The sequence below is a fragment of the Diaphorobacter limosus genome (genome assembly GCF_033100095.1).
Classification (GTDB): domain Bacteria; phylum Pseudomonadota; class Gammaproteobacteria; order Burkholderiales; family Burkholderiaceae_C; genus Alicycliphilus; species Alicycliphilus limosus.
The window spans coordinates 2,728,485-2,750,341 of record NZ_CP136921.1; the positions used below are offsets into that span (position 1 = coordinate 2,728,485).

Annotated in this window: 21 protein-coding genes and 1 riboswitch; of the genes, 15 read left to right on the forward strand and 6 right to left on the reverse strand. The window is 68.2% G+C overall.

From position 1 onward, the window contains the following. Window positions 1–41 precede the first annotated feature (41 nt). Window positions 42–857 carry a hypothetical protein gene (locus P4826_RS13165; RefSeq protein ID WP_317700825.1) on the forward strand — a complete coding sequence of 272 codons (816 nt, stop codon included), beginning with the start codon at window positions 42–44 and terminating at the stop codon, window positions 855–857. Between the two features lie 11 nt (window positions 858–868). On the opposite strand, the gene P4826_RS13170 is transcribed toward P4826_RS13165, so the two are convergent. Beyond that, window positions 869–1,423, reverse strand: coding sequence for an adenine phosphoribosyltransferase (locus tag P4826_RS13170; protein ID WP_317700826.1), 555 nt, complete (start codon window positions 1,421–1,423; stop codon window positions 869–871). A 40-nt stretch (window positions 1,424–1,463) separates the two neighbouring features. Beyond that, window positions 1,464–3,446, reverse strand: a complete 1,983-nt coding sequence (locus tag P4826_RS13175) for a monovalent cation:proton antiporter family protein (protein WP_317700827.1) — start codon at window positions 3,444–3,446, stop codon at window positions 1,464–1,466. A 48-nt stretch (window positions 3,447–3,494) separates the two neighbouring features. Between P4826_RS13175 and P4826_RS13180 the strand changes: the two genes are divergently transcribed. From P4826_RS13180 to P4826_RS13195, 4 genes are read left to right on the forward strand one after another with little or no spacing between them, the layout of a single operon-like run. Further along, on the forward strand, window positions 3,495–4,496 hold the full coding sequence (locus P4826_RS13180) for a KpsF/GutQ family sugar-phosphate isomerase (protein WP_317700828.1): 1,002 nt from the start codon (window positions 3,495–3,497) through the stop codon (window positions 4,494–4,496). Beyond that, window positions 4,496–5,062, forward strand: coding sequence for a KdsC family phosphatase (locus P4826_RS13185; RefSeq protein ID WP_317700829.1), 567 nt, complete (start codon window positions 4,496–4,498; stop codon window positions 5,060–5,062). Before P4826_RS13180 ends, P4826_RS13185 begins: the two co-directional genes overlap by 1 nt. Beyond that, window positions 5,059–5,676: an LPS export ABC transporter periplasmic protein LptC gene (gene lptC / locus P4826_RS13190; protein ID WP_317700830.1), complete on the forward strand. Its 618-nt coding sequence runs from the start codon at window positions 5,059–5,061 to the stop codon at window positions 5,674–5,676. The genes P4826_RS13185 and lptC overlap by 4 nt, the downstream gene beginning before the upstream one ends. A gap of 15 nt (window positions 5,677–5,691) precedes the next feature. Next, window positions 5,692–6,477, forward strand: coding sequence for an SDR family oxidoreductase (locus P4826_RS13195; RefSeq protein WP_317700831.1), 786 nt, complete (start codon window positions 5,692–5,694; stop codon window positions 6,475–6,477). Between the two features lie 48 nt (window positions 6,478–6,525). Here the strand turns inward: P4826_RS13195 and P4826_RS13200 are convergent, their stop codons facing one another. After that, window positions 6,526–7,005 carry an RNA-binding regulator gene (locus tag P4826_RS13200; protein WP_317700832.1) on the reverse strand — a complete coding sequence of 160 codons (480 nt, stop codon included), beginning with the start codon at window positions 7,003–7,005 and terminating at the stop codon, window positions 6,526–6,528. A 237-nt stretch (window positions 7,006–7,242) separates the two neighbouring features. Beyond that, window positions 7,243–7,611 (reverse strand): RNA-binding regulator, encoded by a 369-nt coding sequence (locus P4826_RS13205; protein ID WP_317700833.1) that lies wholly within the window; start codon window positions 7,609–7,611, stop codon window positions 7,243–7,245. A 249-nt stretch (window positions 7,612–7,860) separates the two neighbouring features. Beyond that, window positions 7,861–7,979, forward strand: a riboswitch (yybP-ykoY riboswitch). Between the two features lie 103 nt (window positions 7,980–8,082). Here P4826_RS13205 and P4826_RS13210 point away from each other — a divergent pair. The 7 genes from P4826_RS13210 to P4826_RS13240 all read left to right on the forward strand — a co-directional run bounded on the left by P4826_RS13210 (window position 8,083) and on the right by P4826_RS13240 (window position 14,933). Beyond that, window positions 8,083–8,661 carry a TMEM165/GDT1 family protein gene (locus tag P4826_RS13210; RefSeq protein WP_317700834.1) on the forward strand — a complete coding sequence of 193 codons (579 nt, stop codon included), beginning with the start codon at window positions 8,083–8,085 and terminating at the stop codon, window positions 8,659–8,661. A gap of 115 nt (window positions 8,662–8,776) precedes the next feature. Then, window positions 8,777–9,916 (forward strand): homoserine O-succinyltransferase MetX, encoded by a 1,140-nt coding sequence (metX, locus tag P4826_RS13215; protein WP_317700835.1) that lies wholly within the window; start codon window positions 8,777–8,779, stop codon window positions 9,914–9,916. Beyond that, window positions 9,913–10,497, forward strand: a complete 585-nt coding sequence (gene metW / locus P4826_RS13220; RefSeq protein ID WP_317700836.1) for a methionine biosynthesis protein MetW — start codon at window positions 9,913–9,915, stop codon at window positions 10,495–10,497. The genes metX and metW overlap by 4 nt, the downstream gene beginning before the upstream one ends. Before the next feature lie 65 nt (window positions 10,498–10,562). After that, on the forward strand, window positions 10,563–11,753 hold the full coding sequence (locus P4826_RS13225) for a GGDEF domain-containing protein (RefSeq protein WP_317700837.1): 1,191 nt from the start codon (window positions 10,563–10,565) through the stop codon (window positions 11,751–11,753). 64 nt (window positions 11,754–11,817) lie between these two features. Next, window positions 11,818–13,305, forward strand: coding sequence for a M20 family metallopeptidase (locus P4826_RS13230; RefSeq protein ID WP_317700838.1), 1,488 nt, complete (start codon window positions 11,818–11,820; stop codon window positions 13,303–13,305). Window positions 13,306–13,623: 318 nt separating this feature from the next. Continuing rightward, window positions 13,624–14,076, forward strand: a complete 453-nt coding sequence (locus P4826_RS13235) for a hypothetical protein (protein ID WP_317700839.1) — start codon at window positions 13,624–13,626, stop codon at window positions 14,074–14,076. Next, complete coding sequence (locus tag P4826_RS13240; protein ID WP_425605170.1) at window positions 14,076–14,933, forward strand: methyl-accepting chemotaxis protein; 858 nt, start codon at window positions 14,076–14,078, stop codon at window positions 14,931–14,933. The genes P4826_RS13235 and P4826_RS13240 overlap by 1 nt, the downstream gene beginning before the upstream one ends. A 26-nt stretch (window positions 14,934–14,959) precedes the next feature. On the opposite strand, the gene P4826_RS13245 is transcribed toward P4826_RS13240, so the two are convergent. Together P4826_RS13245 and P4826_RS13250 are read right to left on the reverse strand one after the other, a co-directional pair. Further along, window positions 14,960–15,673, reverse strand: a complete 714-nt coding sequence (locus P4826_RS13245) for a 16S rRNA (uracil(1498)-N(3))-methyltransferase (RefSeq protein WP_317700840.1) — start codon at window positions 15,671–15,673, stop codon at window positions 14,960–14,962. Window positions 15,674–15,978: 305 nt separating this feature from the next. Then, window positions 15,979–17,082, reverse strand: a complete 1,104-nt coding sequence (locus P4826_RS13250) for an aminoglycoside phosphotransferase family protein (protein ID WP_317700841.1) — start codon at window positions 17,080–17,082, stop codon at window positions 15,979–15,981. A gap of 83 nt (window positions 17,083–17,165) precedes the next feature. On the opposite strand from P4826_RS13250, the gene P4826_RS13255 reads away from it, so the two are divergent. The 3 genes from P4826_RS13255 to rsmA are packed head-to-tail and all read left to right on the forward strand — an operon-like array spanning window position 17,166 to window position 21,818. Beyond that, the gene (locus tag P4826_RS13255; protein WP_317700842.1) at window positions 17,166–19,619 is read left to right on the forward strand and encodes an LPS-assembly protein LptD; all 2,454 of its coding nucleotides are present in this window, start codon (window positions 17,166–17,168) and stop codon (window positions 19,617–19,619) included. 34 nt (window positions 19,620–19,653) lie between these two features. Further along, complete coding sequence (locus P4826_RS13260; RefSeq protein WP_425605171.1) at window positions 19,654–21,051, forward strand: peptidylprolyl isomerase; 1,398 nt, start codon at window positions 19,654–19,656, stop codon at window positions 21,049–21,051. Next, on the forward strand, window positions 21,048–21,818 hold the full coding sequence (gene rsmA / locus P4826_RS13265) for a 16S rRNA (adenine(1518)-N(6)/adenine(1519)-N(6))-dimethyltransferase RsmA (RefSeq protein ID WP_317700844.1): 771 nt from the start codon (window positions 21,048–21,050) through the stop codon (window positions 21,816–21,818). Before P4826_RS13260 ends, rsmA begins: the two co-directional genes overlap by 4 nt. The last annotated feature ends 39 nt before the right edge of the window (window positions 21,819–21,857 follow it).

The following is a 21,857-nucleotide window of genomic DNA, read 5'->3' on the forward strand; positions in this document are numbered from 1 at the left end:
ACACTTACTGACAAATTTAGCACTTCTTCGCGAAGGCAGGTATGTCATTGTTCAGTTGGTTCACTCGCAAATCCAAGCCCCAGGCACCGGCCGCAGCCGTTGCGGCACCCGGTGCCCATGGCAAGCCGTTGCCATCCTCGCCGTCGGCGCCCTCGCAGGATCAGGTGCGCAGGAGCGAGCGCACCGAGCGCCGCGAGCTGCTCTACACCGCGGTGCGCGACGCCATGGTGCGTGCCGGCGTGCTGTCGGCGGGCTACAAGTTCAAGGTGCTGTCGCTGGATCAGCGGGGCTCGCAGTTCCTGGTGATGATGGATCTGGCGCCCGAATATGGCGGCGACATGGATCGCCTGGGCGAGATCGAGACGCTGATCGCCCAGTCCGCCAAGACGCGCTTTGGTATCGGCGTGCCGGCCGTGTATTGGCGCACTAATGCGCAGATCGTGGTGGGCGCCGCGCTGCGCCAGGCCGTGGCAGGTGCGCCAGCGCAGAGCCGCGTGCCCGAATTCACGGCAGGGGCCGTTGCGGCCTCGCCGGTCGTGGTCGCTCCGCGGCCCGCGGCAGCGCGCCAGGCCGCCCCACGCCCGACCGCATTGGTGCCGCCGACGGTGCCGGAAGTGGCGCCGGGCAGCACGCGCTTCGACCCCATCGAGGCCGACGAGGTCGCGGCCTTCAAGCAGGCGCTGGTGAATGCCGCCGGGCGCGCGCCCCAAGCCCCGGTGGAGCCCGGCGTGGCCACGCGCAGCGGCCCGCTGCTGCCGCCCAGCCCGGCGCTGACCGGCTTCGAGGACACGGTGATGCCCAGCCAGGAGGGGCGCAGCCCCGACCTGAGCAGCACGCAGTACGGAGATCTGCGCTGAAAACGGCGGCCTCAATGGCCGCCGAAGTCCACCAGGGTAAACAGCGGCAGTCCGCTGGCGCGCAGGCGCGCCGAGCCGCCCAGCTCGGGCAGATCCACAATGGCCGCGCCCTCCATGACGCTGGCGCCCAGCTTTTCCAGCAGTTTCTTGCCCGCCATCATGGTGCCGCCGGTGGCGATCAGGTCGTCGATCAGCAGCACCCGGTCGCCGGGCTGGACGGCGTCGGCATGCAGCTCCACGGTGGCGCTGCCGTATTCCAGCTCGTAGGTTTCCTCCACCGTGGTGAAGGGCAGCTTGCCCTTCTTGCGGATGGGCACAAAGCCCAGGCCCAGCTCATAGGCCACGACCGAACCCAGGATGAAACCGCGCGCATCCAGCCCCGCCACCACGTCCGGGCGCAGGGCCGGGTCCATGTAGCGCTGCACGAAGGCGTCTATCAGCACGCGAAACACCTTGGGGTTCTGCAGCAGCGGCGTGATGTCGCGAAACTGCACACCCGGCGCCGGCCAGTTGGGCACGGTGCGGATGTGCTGGCGCAGGTAGTGGGTGACGTTGAGATGGGGCATGGCTTGTCGCAGGTCGGGTCAGGGGCGGCGCAAAGTGTAATCAGCCGCGCAACAGTTTTTCTTCCGCCAGGCTCAGGGCCGTGGGGTGACCCGACAGCACCAGGGTGTCGCCCTCGGCCAGTGGCGCCTCATCGTCGGGGCCGGACATGCGCCCGCTGAACCGGCGCACGTTGATCAGGCGCGCGCCCATGGCGTGCAGCGTCAGCGTGGCCAGGCTGGCGCCCACGGCGGCGGCGCCCGGGGGCAGGGTGATGGAGTACAGGCGCTCCTGGTCGCGCTCGCTGACGGTGTCGTCGTCGGCGCCGTGGAAGTAGCCGCGCAGCAGGCCATAGCGCTGTTCGCGCTGGCCCTGCACCAGGCGCAGCACGCGGCGCATGGGCACGCCCACCAGGGCCAGGGCATGGCCGGCCAGCATCAGCGAGCCCTCGATGGCCTCGGGCACGACCTCGGTGGCGCCGGCGGCCTGCAGCTTCTCCAGGTGGGTGTCGTCCTCGGTGCGTACCACCACCGGCACTTGTGGTGCATGGGCGCGGGCATTGGCCAGCACTTTCAAGGCGGCGGCCGTGTCCAGATAGGTGATGGCCAGGGCCGCGGCCCGGCCCAGGCCGGCGGCCTTCAGAGCCTGGACGCGCGTGGCATCGCCAAACACCACCGAGTCGCCGGCGGCGGCGGCCTGGCGCACGCGGTCCGGGTCCAGATCCAGCGCCATGTAGGGGATGCCCTCGCGCTCGAGCATGCGCGCCAGGTTCTGGCCGCAGCGGCCATAGCCGCAGATCAGCACATGGCCGCTGGTGTTGATGGCCTGGCGCGCAATGCTGGTCACCTGCAGCGACTGCTGCAGCCAGTCGCTGGCCACCAGCTTCATGACGATGCGGTTGCTGTACTGGATCAGGAAGGGCGTGGCCAGCATGGACAGCACCATGGCCGCCAGCACCGGGTTCATGAGCGCCGGCGCCAGCAGCTCGTGCGTCTGCATCAGCGACAGCAGCACGAAGCCGAATTCGCCCGCCTGCGCCACGTACAGCGCGGTGCGCAGCGACACGCCGGTGGTGGCGCCCAGGCCGCGCGCCAGGGCCACGATGATGGCGGTCTTGATGAGCAGCGGCGCCGCCAGCAAGAGCAGCACCAGCGCCCAGCGCTCCACCATCACATGCCAGTCCAGCATCATGCCCACGGTGATGAAGAACAGGCCCAGCAGCACGTCGTGGAAGGGGCGGATGTCGGTGCCCACCTGGTGGCGGAACTCCGTCTCGGACACCAGCACCCCGGCGATGAAGGCGCCCAGCGCCAGCGACAGCCCGGCCAGCTCGGTCATCCAGGCCAGGCCCAGCGTGACCAGCAACAGGTTCAGCATGAACAGTTCGTCGCTCTTGCGCCTGGCCACCAGGGTCAGCCACCAGCGCATCACGCCCTGACCGCCCACCAGCAGCACGCTTACCAACACCATGGCCTTGAGCAGGGCCAGGCCCAGCGCCAGCAGCAGCTTGTCGGGTGACGAGCCCAGCGCCGGTATCAGCACCAGCAGCGGCACCACGGCCAAGTCCTGGAACAGCAGGATGCCCAGCACGCGCCGGCCATGCTCGCTCTCGAGCTCGCCACGCTCGGACATCAGCTTGACGACGATGGCCGTGCTGCTCATGGCCAGCGTGCCGCCCAGGGCCAGGGCGGTCTGCCAGCCCATGTCCCACACGCCGCCCAGTCGTGCCAGCAGCAGCAGGCAGGCGGTGAAGGCCAGCATGGACAGCAGCACCTGCAGCAGCCCCAGGCCGAACACATGGCGGCGCATGGCGCGCAGCTTGGGCAGGTTGAACTCCAGGCCGATGGTGAACATCAGGAACACCACGCCAAACTCGCCCAGGTGGCGCACGCCCTCGGAGTTCTGCGTCAGCGCCAGCGCATGCGGGCCAATGAGGATGCCCGCCGCCAGATAGCCCATCATCGGCGGCAGCCGCAGGCTGCGGCAGGCGACCACGCCCAGCACGGCAGCCAGCAGGTACAGCAGCGTCAGGGCGAGTGAGGACATGCCTGATCCTAGCCGAGCCGGGGGCGGGCCGACCGATAGAATTCGCCCATGCCCAACGCCCCATCCGCCCCCCCGCCCTTCGATGCCGCGCAGGCCCTGCGCCTGGGGCGCGAGACCTTCGATATCGAGGCCCAGGCATTGCAGAGCCTGGGCGCGCGCCTGGGCCAGGTGTTTGTGCAGGCGGTGCAGCTGCTGCTGGCCACGCCCGGGCGCGTGGTCGTCATGGGCATGGGCAAGAGCGGCCATGTGGGGCGCAAGATCGCCGCCACGCTGGCATCCACCGGCACGCCCGCGTTCTTCGTGCACCCGGCCGAGGCCAGCCATGGCGACCTGGGCATGGTCACGCGCGGCGACCTGTTGCTGGCCCTGTCCAACAGCGGCGAGAGCAGCGAAATCACCGTGCTGCTGCCCATGCTCAAGCGCCAGGGCGTGCCCCTGATCGCCATGACGGGTGGGCTGCAGTCGTCACTGGCGCGCCATGCCGACCTGGTGCTGGACTGCAGCGTGGAGCGCGAGGCCTGCCCGCTGAACCTGGCCCCGACCACCAGCACCACGGTGCAGCTGGCCATGGGCGACGCGCTGGCCGTGGCCCTGCTGGACGCGCGTGGCTTTCGTCCCGAAGACTTTGCCCGCTCGCACCCCGGCGGTGCGCTGGGGCGGCGCCTGCTGACCCATGTGCGCGACGTCATGCGCAGCGGCGAGCAGGTGCCGCAGGTACTGCCGCAGGTGGACTTCAGCACCCTGATGCGCGAGATGAGTGCCAAGGGCATGGGCGCCGCCGCCGTGGTGGACGAGGCGGGTCGCCCCATCGGCATCTTCACCGACGGCGACCTGCGCCGGCGCATAGAGGCCGGCGCCGACCTGCGCGGCATGCGCGCCCAGGACATCATGCATGCCAACCCCCGCACCATTGCCGCCGACGCGCTGGCGGCCGACGCTGCGCAGCTGATGGAGCAGCACTCCATTACCAGCGTGCTGGTCACCGAGCCCGGCGGTGTGCTGGTGGGCGTGGTGCATATCGGCGACCTGATGCGCGCCAAGGTGATCTGATGCAACAACCCCTGCCCCCGCTGCGCCCCGTGCTGCAATTCGCCCCAGCGCTACTGCTGCGTGCGCAGCCGGTGCGCGTGGCCTTTTTCGACGTGGATGGCGTTCTCACCGACGGTGGCCTGTATTTCTCCGAAGCCGGCGAGACCCTCAAGCGCTTCAACACCCTGGACGGCCATGGCCTGAAGCTGCTGCAGCAGGCCGGCATCACCCCGGCGGTGATCACCGGGCGCGATTCCCCCGCGCTGCGCCTGCGCCTCGCGGCGCTGGGCGTGGTGCATGCGCGCTTTGGCACCGAGGACAAGCGCCCGGCCGCCGAGGCCATCCTGGCCGAGCTGGGCCTGGCCTGGGGCCAGGCCGCCGCCATGGGCGACGACTGGCCGGATCTGGCCGTGATGCGCCGCGCGGCCTTTGCCTGCGCGCCGCCGCAGGCCCAGGCCGAGGTGCGCGCCGTGGCCCACCATGTCACCGCCGCGGCCGGCGGCGCGGGCGCTGTGCGCGAGCTGTGCGACCTGCTGCTCGTCGCCAGCGGCCGCTATGCCGGCTTGCTGGCCGCGCACGGCGCATGATGAGCAGCCTGCGCCGGGCCTGGGAGCGCCTGTCCCTCTACCTGCCCGTGCTGCTCATGGGGCTGCTGGCGCTGGGCACCTGGTGGCTGGTGCGCAACGCACCCCAGCCGCAGCCGGCGGTGGTGGAGCGCCCGGTGAGCCACGAGCCCGACTACTTCATGCGCGACTTCGCCGTGAAAAACTTCGATGACACGGGCCGCCTGCAAAGCGACATCCGTGGCCAGCTGGCGCGCCACTATGCCGACAGCGACCAGCTGGAGATCGACCAGGCGCGCATGCGCTCGGTCAGCCCCGAAGGGCGCGTGACCACGGCCAGCGCCAACCGTGCGCTGACGAATGCCGATGGCAGCGAGGTGCAGCTGTTCGGCAACGCCATCGTCACGCGCGAGCCCCTGGTGCGCAAAGGCCAGGCCACGTTGCCGCGCCTGGAGTTCCGGGGCGAATTTCTGCATGCCTGGGTGAATGATGAGCGCGTGCGCTCCAACCAGCCCGTGACCCTCAAGCGCGGCTCCGACACCTTCACCGCCGACAGCATGGACTATGACAACCTGGATCAGATCCTGAACCTGCGCGGGCGCGTGCACGGCACGCTGCAGCCGGCGGCACGCCGCTGAACCCCCAGATTGGCCATGCCCGCGCGCCCCCTGGTCTTCATCACCGGCGCCTCCAGCGGCATAGGCCGGGCGCTGGCCGAGTGCTACCACCGTGCGGGCTGGCGACTGGCCCTGGTGGCGCGCCGCGAACTTGAGATCAAATCATGGGCTAGCGCGCACCAATTAAGCGCAAGCAGCTATCAAATTTATGGTGCTGATGTCGCGCAAATGGACAGCATCATCGCCGCCGGCCAGGCCTGCCTGGCGCGCCAGGGTCTGCCCGACGTGGTCATCGCCAACGCCGGCATCAGCGTCGGCATGGACACTGCCGAGCGCGCCGACCTGGACGTCATGGCGCGCGTCTTTGCCACCAACAACCTGGGCCTGGCCGCTACCTTCCACCCCTTCATTAGCGCCATGACACAGCGCGGCAGCGGGCGCCTGGTGGGCATTGGCAGCGTGGCCGGCATACGCGGCCTGCCCGGCCATGGCGCCTATTGCGCCAGCAAGGCGGCGGTGATCAGCTACTGCGAGAGCCTGCGCGGTGAATTGCGCGGCAGCGGCGTGCGCGTGGTCACGATTAGCCCCGGCTATGTGGACACGCCGCTGACGCGGGAAAACCGCTACCGCATGCCGTTTCTGATGACCCCCGAAGCGTTTGCCGAGAGCGCCTTCAAGGCCATAGAAACCGGCAGCAGCTACCGCGTCATCCCCTGGCAGATGGGCGTGGCTGCCAAGCTGCTGCGCCTGCTGCCCAACCCCTGGTTCGACCGCCTGCTGCAGGGACGGCCACGCAAGCACCGGCAGCCGCCTTCGAGCTGAAAAAAACCAAGGGCTCCCGAGGGAGCCCTTGCGCATGGGGTCAGCGGATCAATAACCGCCGCGATCGCCGCCGTAGCCGCCGCCACCACCACCGTAGCCGCCACGGCCACCGCCGCCGCCACCACCGCCGCGCGGGCCGGAGCCATAGGGGCTGCGGAAACCGCCTTCGCCGCGGCCACCGCCGCCGCCACCCGCGCCACGGCCACCGCCGTAGCCGCCGCCGCCACCACCGCCGAAACCACCGCCGAAACCACCGCCACCGCTGCGCGGGGGACGGGGCTCCATGGGGCGCGCCTCGTTCACGACGATGGCGCGGCCACCCAGGGGCTGGCCGTGCATGCCGTTGATGGCGGCCTGGGCCTCTGCATCACTGCCCATTTCCACGAAACCAAAGCCTTTGGAGCGACCGGTGTCGCGTTCCATCATGACCTTGGCGCTGGTCACGGTTCCGAACTGGCCAAAGGCCTGCTCCAGATCCTGGTCGCGCACCGAGTACGGCAGGTTGCCGACGTACAGCTTGTTGCCCATCAAGGGACTCCTGAAAAACAATTGAAATGAGCGACGGAGTCCCGAACCCGCAGCCAGTTGATCACAAAGACGCCCTATGCGCGAAAACTGACGGATCACCGCAACCACGATGAAGGTCGCCCTTCACCAGCGGAGATTATGTTGCAAAACTCTTGGGCAAATACAAGGGGGTTTGTGCGCTCATGTCGCCGATTGGCCGCAAAAAAAGGGGCCTTGCGGCCCCTTGTCTGATCGAGATCAGTAGCTGGAACGGCCACCGCCGTAGCCGCCGCGGTCGCCACCGTAGCCGCCGCCATTGCCGCGGCCACCGCCGTAGCCGCCGCCACCACCGTAACCACCGCTGCGCGGGGGGCGGGGCTCCATGGGGCGCGCTTCGTTGACCACCAGGTCACGGCCGCCGAAATTCTGGCCATGCACGCCCTGGATGGCGGCCTGTGCCTCGGCATCGCTGCCCATCTCGACGAAGCCAAAGCCCTTGGAGCGGCCGGTGTCGCGCTCCATCATGACCTTGGCGCTTTGCACGGCGCCGAACTGGCCGAAGGTTTGCTCCAGATCCTGGTCGCGGAAGGAATAGGGCAGGTTGCCCACGTAAAGTTTGTTGCCCATGACGGGACTCCTAGAAATAAACATGGAACGCGATGGAGCCCGACGCAATCAACAAACCTGTGACGACTTCAAAGACGCGAAACTGACCAGACACCGCAAAGTGCTTTCCTGCAGGACAGGAAGGCTCGGCCATTATCAAGTATCCCTATGGCCTCAGAACGGTGATAAGTGCGTTCCAGCAACACTTTCGAGGGTATTTACCGGGTATTTGTTGTCCATCGGGCAGCACCGGCGCGGATGGATACAATGCCGGCCGTCCATGGGGAGTAGCCTGCCCACGCGCGCCGCAGGCGCCACGGGAGGCATGCATCAACAGACTTGGCGCGCCCGCGCGCCATGGTGCATGAGGTTCGCCGCAATGGCGGACTGGGCGAGACCATTGACCATGCACCGATCCATCAGGCCGGAGTCGGGGCGTGGTCAATGCTGTCCGAATGCTTCCGGCCGGAAATCCCTTGACCCAGTCCCGCTATGGAAGCCTTTCTCATCTCCACCTCCATCGTCGCCCTCGCAGAAATGGGCGACAAGACCCAGCTGCTGTCCCTGGTGCTGGCGGCGCGTTTTCGCAAGCCCTGGCCCATCGTGCTGGGCATTCTGGTGGCCACGCTGGCCAATCATGCGCTGGCCGGGGCCGTCGGCGCGTGGGTGACCACGGTACTGGGGCCGCAGGCGCTGCGCTGGGTGCTGGGCCTATCGTTCATCGCCATGGCGGTGTGGATGCTGATCCCCGACAAGCTCGACGATGACGGCGAGGGCAAGGGCGTGCGCCTGGGCGTGTTCGGCACCACCGTGGTGGCCTTCTTCATCGCCGAGATGGGTGACAAGACGCAGATTGCCACCGTCATGCTGGCGGCGCAGTACAACGCCTATCTGTGGGTGGTGGCCGGCACCACGCTGGGCATGATGATTGCCAACGCACCCGTGGTCTGGCTGGGTGACCGCCTGGTCAAGAAGGTACCGATACGCCTGGTGCACATCATCTCGGCCGTGATTTTTCTGGTGCTGGGTCTGCTGGCGCTGTTTGTGCCGCAGGCCACGCCTTTGGCATAATGCCCGCCAGACGCGCCGATTTGCTACCGCTTGCGGGCGCTTTATAAATTCAGCTAAAGACATGACCGATGGATGCATGACCCGGCCTCGTTTTTAGCGACAGCCGGGTTTTTTCATGTCGTTCATCGCCACACCGCAATCCATGCACTTTGCCGAGGCCCTGCGCTTGCAGTCGGGCGCCTCGATACGCGACTACACCCTGGCCTACGAGACCTACGGCGAGCTCAACGCCGCGCGTGACAACGCCGTGCTCGTGTGCCACGCGCTCAACGCCTCGCACCATGTGGCCGGCATGTACGAGGGCCAGCCCAAGAGCGAGGGCTGGTGGGACAACATGATCGGCCCTGGCAAGCCGCTAGATACCAACCGTTTCTTCGTCATCGGCATCAACAACCTGGGCTCCTGCTTTGGCTCCACCGGGCCGATGCACAAGCATCCGGATACCGGCGAGGTCTATGGCGCCGACTTCCCCGTGGTGACGGTGGAGGACTGGGTCAACGCCCAGGCGCTGCTGCTCGATCGCCTGGGCGTTGCGCAACTGGCCGCGGTGATGGGCGGCAGCCTGGGCGGCATGCAGGCGCTGTCGTGGACGCTGCAATACCCGGAGCGCGTGCGCCACGCCGTGGTGGTGGCCAGCGCGCCCAATCTGACGGCCGAGAACATCGCCTTCAACGAGGTGGCGCGTCGCGCCATCGTCACCGACCCGGACTTTCACGGCGGCCATTTCTACCGCCATGGCGTGATACCGCAACGCGGCCTGCGCATCGCGCGCATGATCGGCCACATCACCTACCTGAGCGACGATGTGATGAACGAGAAGTTCGGCCGTCAGCTCAGGGAGGGCATGGACCTCAAGTACAGCACCCAGGACATAGAGTTCCAGATCGAGAGCTACCTGCGCTACCAGGGCGACAAGTTCAGCGAGTATTTCGATGCCAACACCTATCTGCTCATCACGCGCGCGCTGGACTACTTCGACCCCGCGCGTCGGCATGGCGGCAACCTGGCCCAGGCGCTGGCCGTGGCGCGTGCCAAATTTCTGCTGGTGAGCTTCAGCACCGACTGGCGCTTTTCGCCCCAGCGCAGCCGAGAAATCGTGCAGGCGCTGCTGGAGAACCGCCGCGACGTGAGCTACGCCGAGATCGACGCCCCCCATGGTCATGATGCATTTTTGCTGGATGACGCCCGATATATGAGCGTGGTACGCTCTTATTTCGATAGTATTGCCAAGGAGCTGCAGGGAGAACAACCATGAGCGACCACGCCACCATGCAAGCCATTGCACGCCTGGTACCCCAGGGGGCGCGCGTGCTGGATCTGGGCTGCGGCGACGGCGCCCTGCTCGATCTGCTGCAGCGCGAACGCGGCTGCAGCGGCTACGGCATAGAGCTGGCCGACGCCAATGTGCTGGCCTGCGTGCGCCGCGGCGTCAACGTCATCCAGCTGAACCTGGACGAAGGCCTGGCCATGTTTGGCGACAACAGCTTCGACGTGGTGCTGCAGATCGACACCCTGCAGCATCTGCGCAATGCCGAGGTCATGTTGCGCGAGACGGCGCGCGTGGGCCAAAGCGGCATCGTCGCCTTTCCCAACTTTGCGCACTGGCCGAACCGCCTGTCGGTGCTGCGCGGACGCATGCCGGTCACGCGGCGCCTGCCCTACCAGTGGTACGACACGCCCAACATCCGCGTCGGCACCTACAAGGACTTCGAGGTGCTGGCGTACAAGAACAAGCTGCGCATCCTGGACGCCTTCGGCCTGCAGGACGGGCGCGAGGTGCGCTGGCTGCCCAATGCACTGGCGGGCACGGCGGTGTTCCGCTTCGAGCACGACTGACAAACCCCGTGGCGCAGACCCTGGCCTTGGGGTAAAAAGGCCGTCTCACATCTTCTTGCTGCCCCATGCTGCCCCTTGATGTGCCCACCATGCTGCTGATGACGGCGGCAGCCTCCGCCACCATGGCGCTGTCCATGGCCGCCGTTCGGCCCGAGCGGCGCGAAGGCATGGGCCTGTGGGCACTGGCGCTGGTGCTGCACACCATTACCTATCTGCTGTTCACGCTGCGCGGCGCGGTGCCCGCCTGGGCCAGTGTGGTGCTGGCCAATACCCTGCTGGCCGGCACCTTTGCGCTGGCGCTGGCGGCCGTGCGCCAGTTTCAGGGCCATGGGCTGCCCTGGCGCCGCATGCTGGTGCCGGTGCTGGCCATGGCGCTGCTGTTTGCCTGGTTCCAGGACGACTACCGCGCCTGCGTGATCGTCGCCGGCGTGGTGCCGCCGCTGCAGGTGGCCCTGGTGCTGTGGGCGCTGTGGCGGCCCAAGCCGCCGGCGCAAATGCGTGGCGCCGTCTTGCTGACCGCGGGGCTGGGCCTGCAGGCCGTGCTGCTGGCGGTGCGCGGTGCGCTGGCCGCCCTGCACAGCATCCCCACCCAAGGCCTGCTGCGCACCGATGGCGTGCAGTCGCTGACCTTCATGGCGGCCTTTGTCGTGGTCATCCTGGCGTCGCTGGGCTTCATCCTGATGGCCAAGGACAGGGCCGACGCCAACAACCATTACTTTGCCACCCGCGACGCCCTGACCGGCCTGTTCAACCGCCGCGCCCTGCTGCTGGCGGCGCGCCGTGACGTGGCTGTTGCCGCACGCTCGCATGAACCCTATGCGCTGATGATGGTGGACATAGACCATTTCAAGGCCGTCAACGACGGCCATGGCCACCAGGTGGGCGACCAGATCCTGTGCCATGTGGCGGGCCTGCTCAGCGCCAGGCTGCGCGCCCAGGACATGGTGGGGCGCTACGGTGGCGAGGAATTCCTGGTGCTGCTGCCCAACACCGCGCAGCAGGCCGCCGCCGAGCTGGCCGAAACCCTGCGCAGCGCCGTGGCCCAGTGCCCCTGTGCGCGCGAGGGCTGCGCCATCACCGCCACGGTGAGCATTGGCGTGTGTGGCGGCCAGCTGCATGGCACCGAGGACTGGGAGCGACTGCTGCGCTGCGCCGACCAGGCGCTGTATGCCGCCAAGGCCGCCGGGCGCAACCGGGTCGTGTCCGGCCGCTTTGTGCCCGAGGCCGCGCAGCCGCTGGCAACTCCCGTGATCTGACTGGCCCCAAGGGGTCTTGGCCTTGGCGTATCCTGCCTGCTTTGTGCATTGCCAGAGGACAGCCATGACCGCCCGCCTGCCCACCCCCGCCCTGGACACCGCCCTCGCCCTGGAGCGCGTCAGCAGTGCCTGGGATGAAGACATCCTGAAGCAGCTCACCGACTACATCCGCATCCCGGCCAAGTCGCCGGGCTTTGCGCCCGACTGGGAGCAGCAGGGCCATCTGGAGACCGTACTGCGCAACGCCGCGCAATGGGTGGAGGCGCAGAAGGTCAGCGGCCTGTCGCTGGAGATCGTGCGCCTGCCCGGGCGCACGCCGGTGCTGTTCTTTGACATCCCCGCGCACCAGCACAGCGGCAGCGACACCGTGCTGATGTACGGCCACCTGGACAAGCAGCCCGAGTTCGAAGGCTGGCGCTCAGACCTGGGGCCGTGGAGCCCGAAGTACGAGGACGGCCGGCTCTACGGCCGTGGCGGCGCCGACGACGGCTATGCGGTGTACGCCAGCATCGCCGCCGTGCAAGAGCTGAAGCGCCAGGGCGTGCCGCACCCGCGCATCGTCGGCCTGATCGAGACCTGCGAGGAAAGCGGCTCCGCCGACCTGCTGCCCTATATCGACGCCTTGAGAACCCGCCTGGGCAAGGTGGCCCTGGTGATCTGCCTGGACTCGGGCGCCGGCAACTACGACCAGCTGTGGCTCACCACCAGCCTGCGCGGCATGGCCAGCGGCACGCTCAAGGTCGAGATCCTGACCGAGGGCATCCATTCCGGCGACGCATCCGGCCTGGTGCCCTCGTCGTTTCGCATCATGCGCCAGGTGCTGGACCGCCTGGAGGACTCGGCCACCGGCCGCCTGCTGCCCGCGCGCTTTCACTGCGAGGTGCCGGCCGACCGCCTGGCCCAGGCGCGCGCCACGGCCGCCATCCTGGGCGAAGAGGTCTACCGGCGCTTCCCCTGGGCGCACCACGACTGCGGTGGCAGCCAGGTATTTGCACTGCCCACCACCACCGACCCGGTGCAGGCGTTGATCAAGCGCACCTGGGAGCCCACCTTGAGCGTCACCGGCGCCGAGGGCTTTCCGGCGCTGAAGGATGCCGGCAACGTGCTGCGCCCCTACACCGCCTTCAAGCTCAGCCTGCGCCTGCCGCCGCTGGTGGACGCCGCCACCGCCGTGCAGGAGCTGAAAACCCTGCTGGAAGACAACGCCCCCTACCAGGCGCGCGTTACCTGGGAGGGCGCCAGTGCCGCCAGCGGCTGGAACGCTCCGCCCATCACCCCCTGGTTTGAGCAGGCCCTGAACGCCGCCAGCCAGGCGCAGTTTGGTGCCCCCTGCGGCTACATCGGCCAGGGCGGCACGATCCCGCTGATGAACATGCTGAGCCAGGGTTTCCCGAAGGCGCAGATGATGGTCTGCGGCGTGCTCGGCCCCAAGAGCAACGCCCATGGCCCCAATGAGTTCCTGCATGTGCCCTATGCCAAGAGGCTCACCGCGGCCGTGGCGCAGGTGATCGCCGCCATGCCCGGCTGCATGCAAGCGCACGCGGAAGTTTGAATGAAATTGGGGTTTTACACTTACTGGTAAAGCGCAAACAGCTATATTATTAATAGCAAAATGTGAACCCGGCATGGTGGCGAGCGCCTGCGCCGCCATGGCCGGGCCGCGCGCGCACCCCGCCGAATCTCCCGGGCGGCACGGCCTTGTGCCGTTGCGGGCCTTTCCAAGGCCCGCGGCGCTGAAGCAAGACGCACCGGAGTCCTCGGCGGCCACGTGTTTATCCTAGTCTCGCAGGTCACATCTTTTGGTCACATTGTTAACAATTTATATTTATTAACGGCCAGCGATGACCCGTTGGCTGCGAGAGGCATCCCGATGCGATTCACTTCCCGTTTGATTCTTTGCGCCGTTGTGCCGGCCGGCCTGTTCGTGCTGGCCCTGGCCATCAGCCTGTGGGGGCTGACGCGCACCCAATCCGATTTCAGCCGCTACATGGGCACCGAGCAGGCCGTGGCGGCCGGCCTGTCCGAGCTCTACGCCCAGGGCCTGCAATCGGGCCAGGCGCTGCGCAACATCGTGCTCGACCCGGCCAATCAAGTGGCCTACGACAACCTCAAGGCCTCGCACCAGGCCTTCGACGAGGCCTACGAGGCCACGCTGGCGGTCGTCCGCGGCACGCCGGTGGAAGCCGCGCTGCTGCCGCTCAAGCAGCTGCGCGTGACCCAGGTGGGCGTGCAAGGCCAGGTGCGTGATCTGGCGCGCAGCGACCCCGCGGCGGCGGCCCAGGCGCTGAACAGCCTGGAAACGCCGGCCTGGCGCGCGGACTGATGGCCGAGCTGGTGCGCATGCGTGCCAGCCTGCGCAGCCTGGTGACCCGGGTGCACGGCACGGCCGTCGAAATCACCCATGCGTCCGGCGAAATCGCCCAGGGCAATGCCGACCTGTCGGCGCGCACCGAAAGCCAGGCCTCTGCGCTGGAAGAAACCGCGGCCTCCATGGAGCAGCTCAGCGCCACCGTGCGCCAGAACGCCGACAACGCGCGCGCGGCCAACCAGCTGGCGCTGAACGCCTCCAATGTTGCGGCCCAGGGCGGCGAGGTCGTGTCCCAGGTCGTGGACACCATGAAGGGCATCAACGACAGCAGCCGCCAGATCGCGGACATCATCGGCGTGATCGACGGCATTGCCTTCCAGACCAACATCCTGGCGCTGAACGCGGCCGTGGAGGCAGCGCGCGCCGGCGAGCAGGGCCGCGGCTTTGCCGTCGTGGCCAGCGAAGTGCGCAGCCTCGCGCAGCGCAGCGCCGAGGCGGCCAAGCAGATCAAGGAGCTGATCACGGCCAGCGTGGAGCGGGTGCAGCAGGGCTCATGCCTGGTCGATCAGGCCGGCGCGACCATGGGCGAGGTGGTGGCGGCGATACGGCGCGTGACCGACATCATGGGCGAGATCAGCGCGGCCAGCGGCGAGCAAAGCACCGGCGTGGCCCAGGTCGGCGAGGCGATCACGCAGATGGATCAGGCGACGCAGCAGAACGCGGCGCCGGTCGAGGAAAGCGCGGCCGCAGCCGCGGCGCTGAAGAAACAGGCCCAGGAGCTGCTCGCCGCGATCTCGCAGTTCCGCTTGGCCGACGGCGGCATGCCCGAGGCGCTGCCGGCCGGCGCGTCGCCCCGGTTGCTTGCCGCCTGAAGCGGCGGCGGCGCGGACCGCAGCCATCACTCCAGCCCCAGCACGGCCAGGGCGGCGACGGAGGCCGTCTCGGCGCGCAGCACGCGCGTGCCCAGGCTGGCGGGGACAAAGCCTGCGGCCAGCGCCGCGTCTTCCTCCTGCGCCGTCAGCCCGCCCTCGGGGCCGTGCAGCACCCAGACCTGACTGGCGCCGCCGGCGGCCTGGCGCAGAGGCTGGCTGCCGGCGCGCAGCGACAGCAGCAGGCGCACGCCCTCAGATTGGCCGCCGCGCAGCCAGTCGGCCAGCGCCAGCGGCGCATGCACGGGGGGCACGCGGTTGCGCCCGCATTGCTCGCAGGCGGCCACCGCTATCGCCTGCCAGTGAGCCTGGCGCTTGGCGGCGCGCTCGCCGGCCAGCTTGACTACGCTGCGTGCCGTGGTCACGGGCTGGATGCTGGCGGCGCCGAGTTCGGTGGCCTTTTCCACCAGCCAGTCCATGCGCTCGTTGGCCGGCATGCCGACCACCAGATGCACGGCGCGCGCGGCCTCGCGCTCGACGGCGGTGTGCGCGCCAATCTCTACATCGACATCGCTGCGGCCCATGCGCGTGACGCTGGCCGTCCACTCGCCGCCCTCACCGTTGAACAGCGTGATGACGCCGCCCGGCTGCAGGCGCAGCACTTGCACATGGCGCGCGGCCTGGGGCGGCAGCGTGACTTGCGCGCCGGCGGCCAGGGGCAGGGGGCAGTAAAAACGTGGCATTCAGTTTAAAAATAGTAGCTGTTAGCGCTTGGTAGATAAGTGTTGCAGGCTGTTTTGATGATGAAAACCAGGGCCGCTGCGTTGGCGCCTGTTTCTCCCTCTCCCGCGTGCGGGAGAGGGCGGGGGTGAGGGTGTAAAAACGGGGCGCTGCGCCGCATCACCCCCTCACCCCCTCACCCCAACCCTCTCCCCCAAGGGGGCGAGGGAGCTAAAACCTGCGCTAAATATGCGTTAAGCGCTATCAAAAAGATGTGTGCATACACAAGCCCGCGAGGGGGGAAGACAACCAATGCACCGCACCGTTGTTAGACCCGCCCAAAGGCGTATCCCATGGCCGCCTGCGTGCCCTCCAGTTCATCGACCAGGCGCAGCAGCGGCGTCAGCTCGCGGTAGCGTGCGCAGGTGGCGCGGATGTAGGCGATGAAGCGCGGCGCGTCCGCCAGGTATTTGGGCTTGCCGTCGCGCAGCGTCAGGCGGGCGAAGATGCCGGCGACCTTCAGGTGGCGCTGCAGCGCCATGAAGTCCACGGCGCGGTAGAACTCGCCGAAGTCCGCACCCCAGCCGCTGGCGCTTGCGGCGCCGATGAGGCCGGCCTTGCGGGCCTTTTCCCAGTAACGCACGGTAATGTCGATGACGAAATCCTCTTCCCAGCTGATGAAGGCGTCGCGCATCAGGCTGGCGATGTCGTAGGTCACGGGGCCAAAGACGGCGTCCTGGAAGTCGAGCACGCTCAAGCGTCCATCGGCGCGCACCATCAGGTTGCGCATCATGAAGTCGCGGTGCACATAGACGCTGGGCGCGGCCAGGTTCTGCGCGACGATGGTGTCAAAGGCCTTGGCCAGCGTCGCCTGCTGGGCGTCGGTGAGCGTGATGGCGCGGTGGCGCGCGATGTACCAGTCCGGAAACAGCTGCAGCTCGCGGCGCAAGAGCGCGTCGTCATAGGCCGGCAGCACGCCGGGGCGGCTGGCCTTTTGCCAGTCAAGCAGCAGATCGACGGCCTGCAGGTACCAGGCGTGGGCGGCGGCGGGCTGGGCCTCGTCCAGACGCTCGATGGCGGTCTGCCCTCCCAGGTCGGACAGCAGCATGAAGCCACGCGCTTCGTCCCAGGCGTGGATTTGCGGCACGGGCAGGCCGGCGGCCTGCATCAGCTCCTGCACATGGACGAAGGGGCGGCAGTCCTCCTTGTCGGGCGGGGCGTCCATGACGATGCGACTGCTGCCGTCCTGCGCGTCCAGGCGCAGATAACGGCGAAAGCTGGCGTCGGCGGATGCGGGGCGCAGGCTGGCGGGCAGCAGGTTCTGCGCGGCGGCTATCGGGGCCAGCCAGGCCAGGAAGGCGGATTGGCGCGCGGGGTCGTTCCATTGCACGGCGCTGGCGCCGCTGGGGAGGGGGGGGAGGGGATGGCTCATGGATAATCGGATTTTACAAACCCGGTCTTCCCTGGCCGGGCGGCACATCGCCCGGCGTGCCATGTGCCAGCCTCTTGCAATCCATGGATCGTTCCTTCCTGCTCCACGTCCCGTCCACCCGCCCGCCCATGCCGGCCGCGTTGCGCCGTCCGCTGGCGCGGCTGCTGGCCTTGATGCTGTGCGGCGCGCCGCTGGCCGTGCTGGCCCAGGTGGGCGACGGCGATGAGACGCCCGACGCGCCTGTCCAACCGGCCCCCGCGCTGCGCACCAGTCCGCGGCTGCAGGAAACCCTGCCGCCCCAGGTGCGCCAGCAGCTGCCGGTGTTCGTGCGTGGCGACCGCGTCACGGGCCAGCCCGACATCCGCGCCACCATCGAGGGCGATGCCGAGCTGCGCCGCGGCGACACAGTGATCCACGCCGACCATATGGACTACGACGTGGCCGAGGATCGCGCCAAGGCCAGCGGCCAGGTGCGCATCAACCGCGCCGGCAACCTGTACGACGGCACGCTGCTGGATCTGCGCGTGGACGCCTTCAACGGCTTTTTCAGCGATGCGCGCTACCGCTTTCTGGCCACCCAGGCCCATGGCGAGGCCACGCGTGTGGACTTCATAGACCATGACCGTTCGGTGGTGCACAACGGCACCTACACCACCTGCCAGCGTGACAACGAGGCCAGTTGGCAGCCCGACTGGATCATCCGCGCCAAGACCATCCACCTCGACCAGGCCGAGGACGTGGGCCATGCCGAGGGCAGCGTGCTGGAGTTCAAGGGCGTGCCCATCCTGCCGGTGGGCAGCATCAGCTTTCCGCTGTCGGACAGGCGCAAGTCCGGCCTGCTGCCGCCGACCATAGGCCTGAACAGCGTCAGCGGCGTCGAATATGCCCAGCCCTACTACTGGAACATCGCCCCGAACCGCGACGCCACCATCACCCCCGTGCTGATGAGCCGGCGCGGCGTGGCCCTGGGCAGCGAGTTCCGCTACCTGGAGCCGCGCTACAGCGGCGAGCTGACCGCCGACATCATGCCCAGGGACGAGCTGCGCAAGCGCGACCGCTGGGCCTATGGCGTCAAGCACCGCGCCGCGCTGGACACCCCCGCGGGCGACGTGGCCCTGGGCGTGGATGTGCGCCGCGTGAGCGACGACGACTACTGGCGCGACTTCACGCCGCGCCTGTTCAGCCATGGCAGCGGCGGCGCCATCCAGTCCCAGTATGTGCAGCGCCTGCTGCCGGGCCAGGCGTCGCTGAACTGGGCGCGTGGCGAGCATGCGCTGAGCCTGAACACGCTCAAGTGGCAGACCCTGCAGGACGTGACCTCGCCTATCACCCCGCCCTATGACCGCCTGCCGCAACTGCATTGGCGCTACCAGCCGCTGCAGCTGGCCGGCGGCTTTGACGCCAGCGTGGAGGCCGATGCCACCGCCTTCCATGCCGACCGCAGGTATTACGCCCAGCCCAACGGCAAGCGCAGCTATGCCATGGCGCAGATCAGCCGGCCCTTTCTGGCGCCGGCCGGCTTCATCACGCCGCGCCTGCAGCTGCATGCCACGCAGTACCAGTTCGATGATCCGCTGGCAAACGGCCAGACCACCGCCACCCGCACCCTGCCCACCTTCAGCCTGGACAGCGGCCTGGTGTTCGAGCGCGATGCGCGCTTCTTTGGCGGCGACTACCTGCAGACGCTGGAGCCGCGCGCCTTCTACACCTACACGCCCTACCGTGACCAGAGCCTGCTGCCGGTGTATGACACGGCGCCCAACGACTTCAACTTCGCCTCGGTCTATACCGAGAACGCCTTTGGCGGCAACGACCGCATCGCCGACAACAACCTGTTCACGCTGGGCGTGACCACGCGCCTGCTGAACCCCGACAGCGGCGCCGAGGCGGCGCGCTTTGGCATCGCCCAGCGCCTGCGCTTTTCCGACCAGCGCGTCACCATGCCCGGCGCGCTGCCAGTCAGCGAGCGCGTGTCCGACGTGCTGCTGGGCGCGGGCATCAACTGGACGCCGCACTGGGGTTTCGACTCCACCGTGCAGTACAACCCCAAGACGCGCAACTCGCAGCGCACCACGGTGGCGCTGCGCTACTCGCCGGGCAGCTTTCGCACCCTGAGCGCGGCCTACCGCATGCAGAAGGTGACCAACCTGATCGCCCTGCCCAGCGAGCAGGTCGATGTGGGCTGGCAATGGCCCCTCAACGCCCTTGGCGGCGAGGGCGGCGACAAGGGTCGCGCCGGCGGGCGCTGGTTCAGCGTGGGCCGGCTCAACTACAGCCTGCAGGATCGCAAGCTGGTGGACACCATCGTCGGCGTGGAATACGAGAGCTGCTGCTGGATAGGCCGCGTGGTGCTTGAGCGCCTGCAAAGCAGCCTGATCAGCGCCAACACCCGGCTGCTGTTCCAGATCGAGTTCCGGGGCTTTTCGCGCCTCTCGCTGGGCTCCAACCCCTTGGCCTCCTTGCAGCGCTATGTGCCGGGCTACCAGACCCTGGGCGACAGCACGCACCAGCCCAGCCGCTTCAGCCAGTACGATTAACCGCACGCGCGCTCAGCGCGGATCGCCTTGCACCATGAATTTCTCTCACGCCATGACACTCCGCGTTCTGCCCCTGGCACTGGCCTGCCTGACGGCCCTGACGGTTCAGGCCCAGGGGCTCAGGCCTTCGGGCGGTGGGGCCATGCGCCTGCCGTCAGCGGCCGGCGTGCTGCCTCCCGCGGGCGGCGCCGCCAGTGCGGCGGTGCGCCAGGCCGACTACATCGTCGCCGTGGTCAACTCCGAGCCCATCACCAACAACGAGGTGCGCCAGCGTGCCGAGCGCGTGGCGCAGCAGCTGAACGGGCAGGGCGCGGCCGTGCCGCCTCACGAGCAGCTGGCCCGGGAGGTGCTGGAGCGTCTGATCCTGGAAAAAATCCAGATCCAGCTGGCCAAGGACAGCGGCATCAAGGTCGATGACTTTGCCGTGGACCAGGCCGAGCAGAACGTGGCGCGGCAAAACGACATGAGCGTCGAGGAAATGCACCGCCGCCTGGCCCAGGACGGCGTGAGTCCGCAGCGCTTTCGCGACGACCTGCGCAACCAGCTGCTGGCCCTGCGCGTGCGCGAACGCGAGGTGGAGGCGCGCGTGCGCGTGAGCGACCTGGAGGTCGATCAATACCTGCAGGAGCAGAAAAAGGACGCGGCGCCGGGCAAGGAAGAGCTGAACCTGGGCCATATCCTCATCAAGGTGGCCGAGAACGCCAGCCCCGACGAGGTCGCCCAGCGCCAGGCGCGCGCCCAGCAGGCGCTGGACAAGCTGCGCTCCGGCGGCGACTTTGCCACGCTGGCGCGTGAATATTCCGACGCCCCGGACGGGCCGAACGGTGCCGTGCTGGGCCTGCGCCCGGCCGATCGCTATCCCGAGCTGTTCGTCAACGCCGTGCGGCAGGTGGCGGTGGGTGATGTGGTCGGGCCGCTGCGCTCGCCCGCGGGCTTCCACATCCTGAAAGTCGTGGACAAGACCCATGGCGGCGTGCCCACGGTGGCCGTGCAGAACCATGCGCGCCACATCCTGCTGCGCGTGGGCGCGGGCCTGTCCGAGCGCCAGGCGGCCGAACGCCTGGAAGAACTGCGCCAGCGCGTGCTGCGTGGCCAGGCCGACTTTGCCGCGCTGGCGCGCGAGTACTCGCAGGACGGCAGCGCCAAGAGCGGTGGCGACCTGGGCTGGGCCGGGCCGGGCCGCTATGTGCCGGAGTTCGAGCAGGCGCTCAATGCCCTGCGCCCCGGCGAGGTGAGCCAGCCCGTGGTGTCGCGCTTTGGCGTGCACCTGATCGAGCTACTGGAGCGCCGCGAGGCCAAGCTCACACAGCGCGAGCAGCGCGACATGGTGCGTGACCAGGTGCGCGAGAAGAAGCTCGACGAGGCCTTCACCACCTGGATCCAGGAGGCGCGCGGCCGCGCCTACGTCGAATACCGCGACGCACCGCAATGAAGCACATTGCCCGCAAGCGCTTCGGCCAAAACTTTCTGACCGACGGCGGCATCATCGATGCCATCGTGCGCGCCATTGCACCGCGGCCCGGCGATCCCATGGTGGAGATCGGCCCCGGCCTGGCGGCGCTGACCCAGCCGCTGGTCGAGCGCCTGGGCCGGCTCACGGTGATCGAGCTGGACCGCGACCTGGCCGCGCGCCTGCGCCAGCACGGCCAGCTCGATGTCATTGAATCTGATGTGCTAAAAGTGGATTTTGCGCAGGTGGCGCAAGCGCTGAATGCTCCTAAAATAAGAGTTGTCGGCAACCTGCCCTATAACATCTCCAGCCCCATCCTGTTTCACCTGCTGGAACAGGTCCACGTGGTTCAGGATCAGCACTTCATGCTGCAGAAAGAGGTCATAGACCGCATGGTGGCCCAGCCGGCCACGGCCGCCTATGGCCGGCTGTCGGTGATGCTGCAGTGGCGCTACGCCATGGAAGATGTGCTGTTCGTGCCGCCGGAGAGCTTTGACCCGCCCCCGCGCGTGGACAGCGCCGTGGTGCGCATGCTGCCCTACGACCAGCCCGCGGCGGTGGACGTGGCGTTGCTGTCCGAGCTGGTGCAGGTGGCCTTCAGCCAGCGGCGCAAGCTGTTGCGCCACACCCTCGGGCGCTGGCTGGAGGCGCGCGCCTATGGCGGAGCCTTCGATACCCAGCGCCGCGCCGAGGAGGTGCCGGTGGCGGATTACGTGGCGCTGGCGCGCAGCGTGGGGGGAAGAGGTTGAGCGTTCGGCGTTGAGCGTTCGGCGGCTGTTCGCGCTCAA

Coding starts and splice junctions, on each gene's coding strand:
- P4826_RS13165 (WP_317700825.1), top strand. CDS start 42: ATGTCATTGTTCAGTTGGTTCACTCGCAAATCCAAGCCCCAGGCACCG.
- P4826_RS13170 (WP_317700826.1), bottom strand. CDS start 1,423: ATGCCCCATCTCAACGTCACCCACTACCTGCGCCAGCACATCCGCACC.
- P4826_RS13175 (WP_317700827.1), bottom strand. CDS start 3,446: ATGTCCTCACTCGCCCTGACGCTGCTGTACCTGCTGGCTGCCGTGCTG.
- P4826_RS13180 (WP_317700828.1), top strand. CDS start 3,495: ATGCCCAACGCCCCATCCGCCCCCCCGCCCTTCGATGCCGCGCAGGCC.
- P4826_RS13185 (WP_317700829.1), top strand. CDS start 4,496: ATGCAACAACCCCTGCCCCCGCTGCGCCCCGTGCTGCAATTCGCCCCA.
- lptC (WP_317700830.1), top strand. CDS start 5,059: ATGATGAGCAGCCTGCGCCGGGCCTGGGAGCGCCTGTCCCTCTACCTG.
- P4826_RS13195 (WP_317700831.1), top strand. CDS start 5,692: ATGCCCGCGCGCCCCCTGGTCTTCATCACCGGCGCCTCCAGCGGCATA.
- P4826_RS13200 (WP_317700832.1), bottom strand. CDS start 7,005: ATGGGCAACAAGCTGTACGTCGGCAACCTGCCGTACTCGGTGCGCGAC.
- P4826_RS13205 (WP_317700833.1), bottom strand. CDS start 7,611: ATGGGCAACAAACTTTACGTGGGCAACCTGCCCTATTCCTTCCGCGAC.
- P4826_RS13210 (WP_317700834.1), top strand. CDS start 8,083: ATGGAAGCCTTTCTCATCTCCACCTCCATCGTCGCCCTCGCAGAAATG.
- metX (WP_317700835.1), top strand. CDS start 8,777: ATGTCGTTCATCGCCACACCGCAATCCATGCACTTTGCCGAGGCCCTG.
- metW (WP_317700836.1), top strand. CDS start 9,913: ATGAGCGACCACGCCACCATGCAAGCCATTGCACGCCTGGTACCCCAG.
- P4826_RS13225 (WP_317700837.1), top strand. CDS start 10,563: ATGCTGCCCCTTGATGTGCCCACCATGCTGCTGATGACGGCGGCAGCC.
- P4826_RS13230 (WP_317700838.1), top strand. CDS start 11,818: ATGACCGCCCGCCTGCCCACCCCCGCCCTGGACACCGCCCTCGCCCTG.
- P4826_RS13235 (WP_317700839.1), top strand. CDS start 13,624: ATGCGATTCACTTCCCGTTTGATTCTTTGCGCCGTTGTGCCGGCCGGC.
- P4826_RS13240 (WP_425605170.1), top strand. CDS start 14,076: ATGGCCGAGCTGGTGCGCATGCGTGCCAGCCTGCGCAGCCTGGTGACC.
- P4826_RS13245 (WP_317700840.1), bottom strand. CDS start 15,673: ATGCCACGTTTTTACTGCCCCCTGCCCCTGGCCGCCGGCGCGCAAGTC.
- P4826_RS13250 (WP_317700841.1), bottom strand. CDS start 17,082: ATGAGCCATCCCCTCCCCCCCCTCCCCAGCGGCGCCAGCGCCGTGCAA.
- P4826_RS13255 (WP_317700842.1), top strand. CDS start 17,166: ATGGATCGTTCCTTCCTGCTCCACGTCCCGTCCACCCGCCCGCCCATG.
- P4826_RS13260 (WP_425605171.1), top strand. CDS start 19,654: ATGAATTTCTCTCACGCCATGACACTCCGCGTTCTGCCCCTGGCACTG.
- rsmA (WP_317700844.1), top strand. CDS start 21,048: ATGAAGCACATTGCCCGCAAGCGCTTCGGCCAAAACTTTCTGACCGAC.